The 13,242-nt window shown below is 38.2% G+C and carries 13 protein-coding genes; 11 read left to right on the forward strand and 2 right to left on the reverse strand.

Going from position 1 to position 13,242, the window contains the following annotated elements; genetic code table 11:
* Positions 1 to 38: 38 nt before the first annotated feature.
* Positions 39 to 797 carry an SDR family oxidoreductase gene (locus V6670_RS08710; RefSeq protein WP_338653649.1) on the reverse strand — a complete coding sequence of 253 codons (759 nt, stop codon included), beginning with the start codon at positions 795 to 797 and terminating at the stop codon, positions 39 to 41.
* Positions 798 to 951: 154 nt separating this feature from the next.
* Between V6670_RS08710 and V6670_RS08715 the strand changes: the two genes are divergently transcribed.
* The 11 genes from V6670_RS08715 (at position 952) to V6670_RS08765 (ending at position 11,864) form a co-directional block, all read left to right on the forward strand.
* Complete coding sequence (locus V6670_RS08715) at positions 952 to 1,533, forward strand: TetR/AcrR family transcriptional regulator (protein WP_338653651.1); 582 nt, start codon at positions 952 to 954, stop codon at positions 1,531 to 1,533.
* 777 nt (positions 1,534 to 2,310) lie between these two features.
* Complete coding sequence (locus tag V6670_RS08720; RefSeq protein WP_036129164.1) at positions 2,311 to 2,625, forward strand: helix-turn-helix transcriptional regulator; 315 nt, start codon at positions 2,311 to 2,313, stop codon at positions 2,623 to 2,625.
* Between the two features lies 1 nt (position 2,626).
* Positions 2,627 to 3,163, forward strand: coding sequence for a DUF2812 domain-containing protein (locus V6670_RS08725; protein WP_338653655.1), 537 nt, complete (start codon positions 2,627 to 2,629; stop codon positions 3,161 to 3,163).
* A 103-nt stretch (positions 3,164 to 3,266) separates the two neighbouring features.
* On the forward strand, positions 3,267 to 3,770 hold the full coding sequence (locus V6670_RS08730; RefSeq protein WP_338653657.1) for a DUF2812 domain-containing protein: 504 nt from the start codon (positions 3,267 to 3,269) through the stop codon (positions 3,768 to 3,770).
* 13 nt (positions 3,771 to 3,783) lie between these two features.
* Positions 3,784 to 4,689, forward strand: a complete 906-nt coding sequence (locus tag V6670_RS08735; RefSeq protein WP_338653658.1) for an ABC transporter ATP-binding protein — start codon at positions 3,784 to 3,786, stop codon at positions 4,687 to 4,689.
* A 7-nt stretch (positions 4,690 to 4,696) separates the two neighbouring features.
* Entirely contained in the window at positions 4,697 to 5,917 is a 1,221-nt protein-coding gene (locus V6670_RS08740; RefSeq protein ID WP_257982914.1) for an ABC transporter permease, read from the forward strand.
* Positions 5,918 to 6,061: 144 nt separating this feature from the next.
* A complete protein-coding gene (locus tag V6670_RS08745; protein ID WP_338653660.1) occupies positions 6,062 to 6,319 on the forward strand; it encodes a hypothetical protein in 258 nt (85 codons plus the stop codon).
* Positions 6,320 to 6,386: 67 nt separating this feature from the next.
* Complete coding sequence (locus tag V6670_RS08750; RefSeq protein ID WP_058844715.1) at positions 6,387 to 7,556, forward strand: toxic anion resistance protein; 1,170 nt, start codon at positions 6,387 to 6,389, stop codon at positions 7,554 to 7,556.
* Positions 7,557 to 7,788: 232 nt separating this feature from the next.
* Positions 7,789 to 8,325, forward strand: a complete 537-nt coding sequence (locus V6670_RS08755) for a hypothetical protein (RefSeq protein ID WP_338653661.1) — start codon at positions 7,789 to 7,791, stop codon at positions 8,323 to 8,325.
* 135 nt (positions 8,326 to 8,460) lie between these two features.
* Positions 8,461 to 9,369, forward strand: a complete 909-nt coding sequence (gene rarD / locus V6670_RS08760) for an EamA family transporter RarD (protein ID WP_338653663.1) — start codon at positions 8,461 to 8,463, stop codon at positions 9,367 to 9,369.
* Positions 9,370 to 9,959: 590 nt separating this feature from the next.
* Complete coding sequence (locus tag V6670_RS08765) at positions 9,960 to 11,864, forward strand: endonuclease MutS2 (protein WP_338653664.1); 1,905 nt, start codon at positions 9,960 to 9,962, stop codon at positions 11,862 to 11,864.
* Between the two features lie 38 nt (positions 11,865 to 11,902).
* On the opposite strand, the gene V6670_RS08770 is transcribed toward V6670_RS08765, so the two are convergent.
* Positions 11,903 to 13,153 (reverse strand): helix-turn-helix transcriptional regulator, encoded by a 1,251-nt coding sequence (locus tag V6670_RS08770; protein ID WP_338653665.1) that lies wholly within the window; start codon positions 13,151 to 13,153, stop codon positions 11,903 to 11,905.
* Positions 13,154 to 13,242 lie beyond the last annotated feature (89 nt).

The raw sequence follows: 13,242 nt of genomic DNA on the forward strand, positions 1-13,242 counted from the left end.
CGCACAGACATAATTCACTGTGCGTGGTTTTTTATGGATTAATAAGCTGTCCAGCCACCATCCACCGCAATCACTTGTCCATTCACAAAGCTTGCTTCGTCTGAACCAAGGAAAATAGCTAATTGTGCGATTTCTTCTGGTTGACCAGCACGAGGATTAATCGATAGTCCAAGTGATTGGCGTGCAGCACCCGCTTCACTCATACTAGTCATAGAAGAGGCGATATTAGTCATAACTGCTCCTGGTGCAATCCCATTACAACGAATATTTTTATCAGCATACATAAACGCTGTATTTTTTGTTAAACCGACAACGGCATGCTTTGAAGCTGTATAGGCTGCTCCTGCGCGTGCCCCGTATAAGCCACCAGCAGAAATATTATTCACAAAGACACCATGCCCTTGCGCAAGGAAAATTTCTGTAGCCATACGCATAGAGCGCATAACAGCTGTAGTATTCACGGCAAATACTCGATCCCAACGTTCATCAGAAATTTCACCAACTGGCTCCATCCCATCCATAATGCCCGCATTGTTCACTAAAATATCTAATTGACCGTAGTTCGTTTTCGTTTCGTCAAATAAACGTTGTAAGTCTTCTGTTGATGCGACATTTGTTTGAATGGCAAATGCTGTACCTCCAGCTGCCTGAATACCGTCCACAACTGCTTGGGCACCTTCTAAATTTAAGTCTGAAACGACAACCTTAGCGCCTTCTTTTGCATATCCTTCAGCAATGGCTTTCCCCATGCCTGAAGCTGCACCTGTCACAATGGCTACTTTACCTTCTAATCTCATCTCAAAGACCTCCTCAATGTATGTCGATAGTTATTGAACATCTGTTCATTAAAATCATATAATAAATATGAAAGCGATTTCAATATGCAAATTATCATGATGTGTTGAGTATTCAACACTTTTGGAAAAACTGTTGAATAAGGAGCTGAAAAAATTGCGTACAACCGATTTACGGATTATTAAAACGAAACAAGCCCTGCACAACGCCTTATTGACCTTGCTCAGCCAAAAGCCATTGGAGCAAATATCGATTGCAGAAATTTGTAGAGAGGCGAAGATTAATCGAGGAACATTCTATTTACATTACGAGCAAAAAGAGGGGCTCTTTGAAGAATACTTTCAGGAAATTATGGAGGATTTATATCAATCCTATGAAGAACCCTACCGTGCTGTCCCAACCTTGGACACCCATCAACTCGATCCAACAACCATTCGGATTTTTCATCATATTGAACGCTTTAAAATGTTTTATCGTATCGTATTTTCTAAAAATGTCCCGTTGACCTACTATTACATGCTATTTGACGGGATTTATTCACTGTTAAAGCGGGATATTACTACACACCATGAGCATCACATAGCGGACCATATTTCGATCGACTATTATAGTGCTTATCAAGCAAACGCCATCATCGGACTCATCATCCAATGGTATCGCGGTGATTTTAGCGATAGTGTAACAGTTCTAAACAAGCAACTAGCTTCGATTTTAAAAAATGTTCGGAGTGAAGGGTAGAGAGAAGAGGTGGATAGAACCCGAAAAGCGGTGGATAGCCTGTTGAAAGTGGAGGATAGGATAGGAAAAGCGGTGGATAGAATGCTAGAAGTGAAGGATAGGGAGAGAAGTGTAGGATAGAACCCGAAAAGCGGTGGATAGCCTGTTGAAAGTGTAGGATAGGATAGGAAAAGCGGAGGATAGAATGCTAGAAGTGAAGGATAGAACCCGAAAAGAGATGGATAGCCTGTTGAAAGTGTAGGATAGGAAAAGAAAAGCGGTGGATAGAACGCTAAAAGTGAAGGATAGAGAGAGAAGCGTAGGATAGAACCCGAAAAGCGGAGGATAGCCTGCTGAAAGTGGAGGATAGGATAGGAAAAGCGGAGGATAGAACGCTTGAAGTGGAGGATAGAGAGAGAAGTGTAGGATAAAACCGGAAAAGCAGAGGATACTCTGCTCAAAATGAAGGATAGCTTATCTCTTTCAAAGTGATAAAGCGATGGGCTACAAGCAACATAGCCCATCGCTTATTTGAATTATTGAATTGGAACAGGTTTCAGAGCGACAACGATTGTCACAAGGATGATGAGCTGTATAGCTCTTTTCACTTATCAATTGTAGAGCAGCTTCGATAATTCGTTGTGCAGTTCCTTTCGTGCAAGTAATTACTTACATGCTAACGAACTATATTTTTATTTGCAACATAATGGAAGAGCATTGACAACTATATCGACTGCTGATATATTTTAATTATATCGACTGACGATATATTGATGGGCGATATAAGGGGGGATTTAGATGACACAGGAACATCCGCCATTAACAGAGGGCGTTTATTATATTTTATTAGCATTATACGAGGCTAGGCATGGCTATGGCATTATGCAATTGGTGGAGGAAATGAGCAATGGGCGAGTGCGTTTAGGCGCAGGTACCATTTATGGTGCGATTAAAACATTGCTAGAACGAGGCTGGATAGAGGCGCTTGATGAAGATGGGCGAAAGAAAGAATATATCATTACCGCTACTGGAAAAACGGTCATTGAATATGAAATTTTGAGATTAAGGGAACTTTTTGACAATGGTATCCGTATAACAAAAGGAGTTGAATAATATGCATAAATATCGCTTGATGATTAATCCCTATGCAATAGAGAAGTGGGTTAATGACATGGCTTGTCAGGGCTGGCATTTAAAAAAATTCACATGGATTCGGTTTACGTTTGAACGAGGAGAACCAGGTCGCTATATTTATCGCCACGATGAATTGGAGCGATTTGGCAGTCACTATGAAGAGGACTACCTGGAATTTCTTCAATCCTCTGGCATTGAACAGGTTGATCGCTCTGGCAATTTTGTGTTTTTTAGAAAAGTAGCACAGGAAGGTACATTTGAACTCTATACAGATAAAAAAACCAAAATTGGAAACTTGTCAAAAAAGATGTCACTGTTGTTTTCCCTTATTCTACTTAATTTGTTCATTGGTATCATCGGTTTAATGGGCGATTTTTCGGAGCAAACGACTGACTGGGTTGGTTTCACATTGAATACGCTGAATCTAGTTGTTGTCGTATTATTCTCTCTCCCACTCTATAAGCTTATGCGTGTACGTAATCGATTAAAGAGAGAATTAAATGTATTTTCAGATTAACAAGCGAGCATTATTTTCCGGGAAATCAGAAAATAATGAAAATTTAAGCATGACTTTATAGTAGAGGTGAGATTAGATGAAAAAAAGGATGTATCGTTTTTTTATGGATTACGAAAAGGAAGAACGATGGGTCAATAATATGGCAGATCGGGGGTGGAATCTAAAAAAAACAGTGGCAGGTTACTTTGTATTTGAAAAAGGCACACCAGAACTATATATTTATCGAAATGAATTTGTGAGTAGAAAATCAAAGGATTATTTTGAGTTTCTAGACGCGATGAATATCGAGTGTGTGTCCAAATTTGGTGGATGGGCCTATTATCGAAAACTAAAATCAGAGGGACCCTTTGAAATATTTACAGATACCACTTCTAAATTTAACTATATAAAATCAATGAATCGCTTTTTTATACTCGTGTTACTGTTAAATTTAATGACTGGTATTTATAATATAGCGCTAGGTTTATGGGAATCTGCTGCAGGACTAGTGAATACTAGTGTAGGATGCATGAGCTTGATCGTAGCCTTGCTGCTGGTCATTCCTATTGTGAAAAATGAAAACCGGAAAAAGGGCTTGAAACAAGACTTACATATATTTGAAGGATAAGGAGGATGACAACATGACATTACAGTTACAGCGTGTTACAAAGAAGTACAAGGATTTTACAGCTGTGGATGATTTGAATTTTACCATTGAAAAAGGTGAAATTTTTGGTCTGATTGGACAAAACGGTGCAGGGAAGACAACGACATTCCGAATGATTTTAGATTTACAGGAAACGACGGCGGGTACAATTACTTGGAATGGTCAGCCAGTCAATGCCATTAACCGAGACATCCTTGGCTATTTACCCGAGGAGCGAGGTATTTTCCCAACGATGAAGGTAGAGGAGCAGTTGTACTTTTTTGGTGAGCTACGTGGTATGAAAAAAGCAGCGCTAAAAAAAGAAATAGATTTTTGGATTCAACGCTTTGAACTGGAAGAAAAACGCAAAGATAAGGCAGAAACATTATCAAAGGGGAACCAGCAAAAGGTTCAGCTCATTGCAAGCTTTATCCATAAACCAGCGTTTTTAATTTTAGATGAACCATTTAGTGGACTAGATCCAGTTAATAAAGATTTACTGAAGGATGCGATTTTACTATTAAAAGAGCAGGGCACGACCATTTTATTCTCCAGTCACCAAATGGATAATGTCGAGGAGCTTTGTGATCATTTGTGCTTATTAAAACGAGGTGTCTCTTTATTTTCTGGAAGCTTACTAGATTTAAAGAAACAATATGGCAAAACAAAGCTTGCAGTTCGTACGGATTGGTCGACGACACAGCTATTGGCACTAGAAGGCGTCAAGGATGTGCGTGTAGAGAAGGAGCAAACGGTTCTTACATTAGCAGACGAAAGCTTTGCTCAAAGTATTTTTGAGCAGCTGTCCAATGGGAAATATATTGAAAAATTCAGCTTGGATTATTTATCGTTAGATGAAATCTTTAAAGACAAGGTAGGTGGCCATGTTGTCGAAGTTTAGTTTACTAATGAAGCAATTATATAAATCTAAAATCAAGTCCAAATCGTTTATCTTAATGACCTGTTTATATGTACTTGTCATGTCTGTCGCTGTATTCTGGTCAGAAATTAAAGAGCTATTTACGGGTGATGATGAAGCACAGCAAATCGCCATTATTAATGAAACTTCTGCAGATTTAAGTGGCATCTTTGTCTCCAATGGGGATATGGCCTTTATTCAGGATGAGCAGGATGTTTCAAAACTTGAAAAAAAAGTAAAGGATGGCAAGCTTGATGCGATTGTGACGATTAACGATCAAGATGGTCAGCTACAAGCAGAAATAGCGACGTTCACACCATTGAAATTGAACGATCAATCCACATTGTCATCCTTATTGCAGTATGCTGGTCAGCATTATGCCGTACAGCAATTATCGTTATCACCTGAGCAAGCAGCACAAATTATGGCGGCTCAAACAACGATTTCAACGAAAAACTTAAATGAGGAATCAGCAGGTGGGAAAAGTGAGGAAGAAAAGCAATCAGGGTTAGTTGTTTCCTATGCTGTCGGCATTTTAATCTATTTCTTCATTTCTACATTCCTATCGATGATTACGACTGAAATTGCCTCTGAAAAAGGCTCACGAGCAATGGAAATGCTCCTAGTAAGTGTCAAACCAGCGACACATTTTAAAGCGAAAATTGCTGGTGTGTTATTGCTGGCTTTAACACAGATGGGTATTATTGCAGCAGTTTTCCTCATCTATGCGAAATTTATTAAAGGTGGCATGGTATGGGATGCGGCTGCTAGCATCATCAAGGAGTTATCTATTGGCTATGTAATCTATGCTATCGTATTCCTGTTGTTAACGGTCATTCTGTATTTAATCATTGGTGCATTATTTGGTTCATTGGTATCAAAGGTAGAAGAAGCGGGTCAAGTTTTAATGCCAGCGATGATTATTACGATCATTGGCTTCTATGTCATGCTTACAGGCATGGGGAATCCGGATACATTAATCATTAAAATTTTCTCTTATATCCCGTTAACTTCTGGTATGATCATGCCAATGCGAATTGGTGCTACAGATATCGGAGGTATTGTTCCACTATTATCCTTAGGTATTTTAATCGCAACGATTGTTGTCGTGTACCTATTTAGTTTATCGTTCTATAAACGCAGTGTATTGACATATAGCTCTGGCGGCGTCATTCAAAAAATTAAAACGGTATTAAAGGTAACAACATAACACAAGACCAAAAGCAGCTACATGGATAATGTAGCTGTTTTTTTGGTCATTAGATGTCATTGCTAGCAAACAATGCAAAGGAATTTACGGAATCAGTCGAATTTTGTATAGAAAGAAGCTATAATTTAAAAAAGGGGTGAGACTATGTTAACTAAATCAGAGGTGGACGCGCTTCTTGCCCTAAAGCCAAAGTGTCGTTTAACAACACCTGAGGAAAAAGCTCAGTTCTTTCAAAAACTTCAACAGCGATGTCCCATCAATAAAGAAATGGAAGACATTCTCCTTCATCATGCCCAGATAGAGGTTTTTATTCATAATGCTCACCCTAACCAATATAGCTTACAATATGGGCTTCACCAGAATGACTATAATGTAACAAACTCGTATTTTTTCATACTGTAGGAAATGAAACTTTTTTACATGGTAATCGTAAGTAATTAGTAGAGATAAATTGCAGGGGGTAAAACGTATGTCTGAATTCAACAATGATCTTTTAAAATCCAAGGACCCATTCGCTTCAGAAAATCCTTTATTACAGCCAAATCCACTAGTTCAACAGGCATCTGAGCAAAAGCCGGTACTTGTGTCAGAGCAGGAGTTATCGCAAATTGCACAAAATCAGCTAGTGTTAAAGCAAGATCCTGAGGTTCATGCACTGGCACAAAAAATTGATGTGAAAGATCAAATTGCTATGCTTGAGCTTGGTAAAGAAACAGCAAGTGGCATTTCTACCTTTTCAGATAAAATGCTCGCAACGATGAAAGCCAGTAAGCTGGAAGAGTCGAGTGTGCTATTAAATAATCTTAATAAAATTATGGATAAGTTCGATCCACAAGATTTTGCGGAAGAGAAAAAGGGCGGTTTCATCTCCAAGCTCTTTAATAAAGGGAAAGAGCAATTGGAAAGGTTCTTATCTAAATATGACAGCATGAACAAAGAAGTAGATGTTATTTATCGTGAAATTCAAAAATATGAAGGTGAAATGAAGCGTAATACCATCGACCTTGAAAATCTGTATGACCAAAATTTAAACTACTTCCAGTCATTAAGTAAATTTGTTGCAGCGATTGAAGTAAAAACAGAAGAGGTTCGCGCATCATTACCTGCACTTGAGCAAAAGGCACAAACAGGTGATCAACTGGCAGCAATGGAATATGAAACAATGCTACGCGCTGTAGAATTATTAGAGCAACGTCGCTATGATTTAGAAATGGCACAGCAAGTATCATTCCAATCAGCACCTCAAATTCGCTTAATGCAGCAGGGGAATAACCATTTAATTGGTAAGATTAACTCTGCCTTTGTGACGACGATCCCCATCTTTAAACAAGGGTTAATTCATGCAGTCACATTGAAACGTCAAAAGCTAATTTCCGATTCGATGGTTGAACTGGACCGTCGTACAAATGAAATGCTTGTCCGCAATGCTGAAAATATTAGTAAAAACAGTGTGAATATTGCACGTCAAGCTGGTAGCCCGAGCATTAAAATCGAAACGATTGAAACAACATGGCAAACGATTATGGCTGGTATTCAAGAAACGAAGCAAATTCAAGCAGAAACAGCTAGAAACCGTGAAGAAGGTCGTAAACGAATTGAACGTTTGCAATTGGAATATGAAAAACTGAAAAAAATGTAAGTCTAAAGCTTCCTGCAATCATTTTGTAGGAAGCTTTTTCTATGCAATGTATGACGTGACTCTGTCTCAAATGGAAGTATTACGCCAAGTGAAAATTGTTTTTTGACAAAAAGCAAAATACTGATTATGATAAAATTAAATGAGAATGATTATCAAATGAAAAAGGAAGCGGATAAATGTTACTTCAAGCAATAGGATTACATGAATTGATTCGTGGAGGAGTGAAAAACGAATGCCAAATAAACTAAAGCCCTCTACATTGTCGTATGAGCCTTTTAAAGATGGCACGATTGCTCTCTATACGACAGATAGCTTAATGATCGTTCCACAAAATCGCTATTTAGAACTGTTGCATATGGAAGAACTGTATAATACTATGCATACAGATTTAGATAACAAGCAAACAAGTTTAGAACGAGAACGAAAAATGCTAAAAAAACAAAATGCTCAGTTTACAGAGGATTTGCAAAAGGTCAAGCAGCAAAACATGGTGCTACAGAAAAAGGTAACCGAATACAATTGTGTGATAGAGGAAATGAAGGTGCTCCGCCAACAAAATACGGAGCTACTGATTGAATTAAGTAAATATACAGCTATGTCTAGAGAGTCACTGACGGGTCCTTTGAAGTCGATGATTCGAGATATGCGTGAACAAGGGGTTGGAATTAAAGAAATCCATATTCGCATCAAACGCCAGATCAATCCAGATATTAGCTATAGCACCGTGCGAAGATACATTTCCGAGCTAGAATCTGAGCCAAAAGGCTAACAGCTATTGTCAGGCACTTGAAATTTGGCATTTACAGTTGCCACACAAAGTCCTATAATGAGTCTATTCTTTAACTAGTTTAAGAGTATGTGAAGTCGTTCATCGATTTCAATAAGAGTAGGAGCGTTATTGGCCATGTCAAATGAGAAAAAAGGGGTTTTGGCTGCTATTTTAGCCTATGCCTTTTGGGGAGCATTCCCTTTATATTGGAAACTACTTGAACATGTACCAAGTATGGAAATTTTATTATCCCGTGTCATTTGGTCCTTTGTCTTTACGGTACTGGCTGTCATCGTCTTCCGAATGCGGAAGGATCTTGTTGCAGATTTAAAATATTTATGGTCTCATCAAAAGCATTTTTGGCAGCTTGCGGGTGCATCCTTTGTTATTTCAATGAACTGGTATTTGTATATTTGGGCAGTCACACATAACCATTTAATTGAAACGAGTTTAGGTTATTATATTAATCCGCTCTTGTCTGTTATTTTTGGGGTGATTTTCTTTAAAGAATCGCTAAGTCGTGCACAATGGGTAGCGACGGGAATTGCTTTTATTGCGGTAATTATTTTAACGATTAATTATGGCTCTGTGCCATGGGTAGCATTGTTGATCGCGCTATCTTTCGCTATTTACGGTGTACTGAAAAAGAAAATTACACTGGACCCTACAAGGGGATTAGCCATTGAAACATTATTGATTTTACCGTTTGCATTAGGCTATTACATTTATCTGTTTACAACCCATCAGGCCTCATTTTTACATGTCAATGTCAAAACAGACATTTTGATGATCTTCAGTGGGTTAGTCACAGCTGTGCCGCTTATTTTATTTGCGAAGGGCGCACAAAATATTCCTTTATATTTACTAGGCTTTATTCAATATGTGGCGCCAACCATTGTCTTGATTTTAGGCATCGTGCTATACAAAGAGCCGTTTAGTCAAGTAGAGTTCCTCGCATTCAGCATTATTTGGGCGGCTTTACTACTATTCTCAGGGTCTAAAATCATAGAAACAAGGAAGGCCCATCATAAATCCGTTTCGTAAAAGACTTGTAGAGTTTCTACAGGTCTTTTTTTGTGATGGAATTATGACGTCCACGATAACAATAATGGAGAAGTAGAAAAAGAGGTGTTTTAAATTGGAGGAAGTTTTCCTTTTCAACCTTTACTTCCATGCTAGCATATAGTAAAATGTCAATAATTAGATAACAATGATAATTTAATGCGAGGTGCATGTTTGTGAGTGCGGTAGGTTCTAACTAGGTAAAAATTGAATGAAATAAAGGCTATGACGACAGGGGATATATGTCATGAACACACCCCTTAATTTGTCATGGATTTATTTCAAAAACCTATGTAGATACCTACAATACTTTATTAAGCGTGGCACACATGGTTGGAACTTCAATTAGATGAGGTTTTATTTGTGATGCTAAAAAACTCGCCTTTTAAAGATGAAGCTGTGGGGAATCCTCACAGCTTTTTTATGTTGCTGTACCCATATGCTTTTGTGCCGAAAGTGAAGCGTCCATTACTTAGAGACGCAATTGCTATGTTTAAAAACCATCATTGCTATCTAATATTGGGTAGGTATCTTCATGTATGATAAAACATCACAATGAGGAGCATCAACAAATGAATAGTACGACTCTTAATAAATTACAATATGATGAATTAAAAGATATTGTTAAATCCTACTGTGTTAGCGGATTAGGAAAACAACTTTTAGATAAATTAATGCCCAGCTCAAGCTTAAAGGTAGTCAAAACGCGCTTGAATGAAACAACAGAGGCTCGTGCGATTTTAGATGCAGAGGGTCATATACCCTTTTTAGGGGTATCGAATATAGAGCATTTGATGACGAAGCTTGAAAAGGGCATGATTCTTGATCCAAGTGAGCTAGTCAGTATGTCAGACTTTTTACGAGGCTGTCGTAACATCAAAAAATTCATGCTGGATAAGGAATTTTTTGCACCAGTTCTTTCATCTTATGCCCATTCTATGGTTGAATTTAAAAGCGTTGAAGAAGAAATTAATTTTGCAATTAAAGCCAATCGTGTGGATTCGGCTGCTAGTCGCGAATTAAAGCGTATCCGCCATCATATGGAGACGACAGAGGAAAAAATGAAAGAACGCTTAACGAAGTTTTTGAATAACAGTGCCAATAAAACATACATTCAGGAGTTTTTTATTAGTCAAAAAGATGATCGTTATACTATTCCGATAAAGGCTTCTTATAAAAACCATGTACAGGGGACAGTAGTGGAAATTTCCTCAAAAGGGGCAACCGTTTTTATGGAGCCGAGTGTAGTGGCTAAATTAAATGTGGAATTGGCGACCTTAAAAGCCGAGGAAGCGGTTGAGGAGTATCAAATTTTAGCAACTTTATCTGGGCTTTTAATGGAACATCTACAAGCCATCCATATTAACATGGAGTTGATTAGCCAGTATGATATGGTCTTTGCCAAGGCAAAGTTCAGTAGACAAATTGGTGGTATGGAGCCACGTATTAATGATTATGGCTTTATCCAATTAATCAATGGCAAGCATCCTTTACTACCAGGAAATGCAGTACCTCTACAGTTTTCTATCGCGAGGGACTACCGTAGCTTAATTATCACAGGACCAAATGCTGGAGGGAAAACGGTCGTGTTGAAAACAATTGGTCTCTTAACATTAGCTACGATGTCAGGCTTTCATATCGTGGCGGATAAAGGAACTGAAATGGCGATATTTGATCATATCTTTGTTGATATTGGCGACAATCAAAGTATAGAAAATGCCTTAAGTACGTTTTCGTCCCATATGAAAAATCTGTCCGACATTATGAGGGCAGCAAATAATCATACACTTTTACTGTTCGATGAAATAGGCAGTGGAACAGAACCAAATGAAGGAGCTGCACTGGCAATTGCAATGCTAGAGGAATTTTACCAGATGGGCTGTATCACCGTAGCAACAACACATTATGGCGAAATTAAACGATTTTCAGAGATGCATCCTGATTTTATGAATGCGGCAATGCGCTTTAATAGTGAAACACTAGAGCCTTTGTATCAATTACTAATTGGCACGTCTGGAGAGAGTAATGCCCTATGGATTTCTAAAAAAATGAATGTTCGTGAAACGGTTTTACAAAGGGCAAAGGATTATTTGAATAATAAGGATTATCAGCTAACACTCGTTCAAGACAGCAAAATTCGTAAGCCACAAGCAGAGAAAACGAGCATGGGGGCGACATATGCCTTTGCCAAAGGTGACCGTGTAAAATTATTGGATTATGATGATGTAGGCATTGTATACGAAGAAATGAATCCATACAATAATGTCAGCGTATTCTATAAGGGGCAAATGCTAGAGGTGCATGTCAAACGACTTACCTTGGAATTACCAGCAGAGGAGCTATACCCTGAGGGATATGATCTCGAGACATTATTTGTAGACTATCATGAACGCAAGCTTCAGCATGATATCCAACGAGGCTCCAAAAAGGCGTTGCGTAAAATCCATAAACAAATGAAGAACGATCGTCCGCAGTAAAAATAAGGGATTGCACGAGGCTGTGCAATCCCTTTATTTTAGGATATGGAATCAATTTGTGCCTTAATCGTCCGATAGACTTCCTCAATTTTGTGTTTATAGGGTAAATCAACTAATTCCAGTGAATCCGTGTAGGCCATTTTCGCAATGTCATAGGCTGTTGTCAGCTCCCCAAAATGGGCATAGCAAAGGGCTTTATAGGAAAAGCACTCATTTAAAGCTAGGATGTCATACGGATGGCTAATAAAGATCGGTTTTTTTGTAAAGTGTTCAAATGCGGCCTTCGCTTCCCCATAATGACCAAGTAAATAGAAGGACTTTCCTTTTTCAGCATAATAATAGTTTGCATCCAAAATTTCAAAATCTTCATGTATGAGTTCATTAAAACGCTCTATTTCTATCAGAGCCTGCTCATAATTAAGTTTGTAATTATTATAATAATGTGCTCGTAAAATAAAAATTAAAGCATCTACTTGAACACGTTCGGCAAATGCCCGATACTGTTCCAACTTCATAAACATATGCTCCGCTTGTTCAAAGTCATGATCAATCATGGCACAATACGCACCAATACGATACATATCATCAATTTTATAGAACAGTTGGTTTTTATGTGCATTGGCAATTGTCTCGTTTATTAACTTTTTCCCTTCCTCATGCTCTCCAATGGCAAGCTGTAAAACACTTGTATAATAAGTCATTAACAGGGCATCTCGTGAATCAAGCTGATAGTCCTCGTGTTCAATGATTTCTTTTGCCTGTAAAATACAGCTATAAGCCAATTTATATTGACGTTTTTCAGCGAAAATGGTCATTTGTAGAACGAAGGTTTTAAACCAATGGCTCAGTAAGTTAATTTCTTTAAAGATGATGCGTGCTTGTTGAAGTGGGGATTCCCATGTCGTTAATCCCGCTTCATACTGTGCATCAGCGTAAATATACAATAAGCGGCCTGCTTCATAACTAAGCGGAAGCCCCTCTATAGACGGCCTAATCAAATCTACAATTTTTTGATGATGGTCTGCATCACCACGTTTTACTTCTGCAAATAAAATTTCAACCTGCTCTAAAAGCTGGCGAATGGAGGATGAGGTTACCTCTTCCAATAATTCACTAGCCTTTACACCTAAACGCTCAGCAATATAGTCAAGGCTTTCCATGGAAGGCTTGGCCTTATCATTTTCTATTTGACTTAGCATTCCTTTTGTTAGACGGTCACCTGCAAGCGCCTCTAATGTTAATTTTTGTTCTTTCCTTAATTTGCGAATTCGTGTGCCTAAAGAGTCCATTGCCTCGCCTCCTTTTGTTTAATTATATTAAACTTTTTGTTGCGTGAAAAGGGGGAGCTGTGGTATATTTTTGTTTAATGTAATTAAAC

Origin of the sequence: Lysinibacillus sp. Y5S-8, from assembly GCF_036894365.1 — a bacterium.
Classification (GTDB): Bacteria; Bacillota; Bacilli; order Bacillales_A; family Planococcaceae; genus Lysinibacillus; species Lysinibacillus fusiformis_D.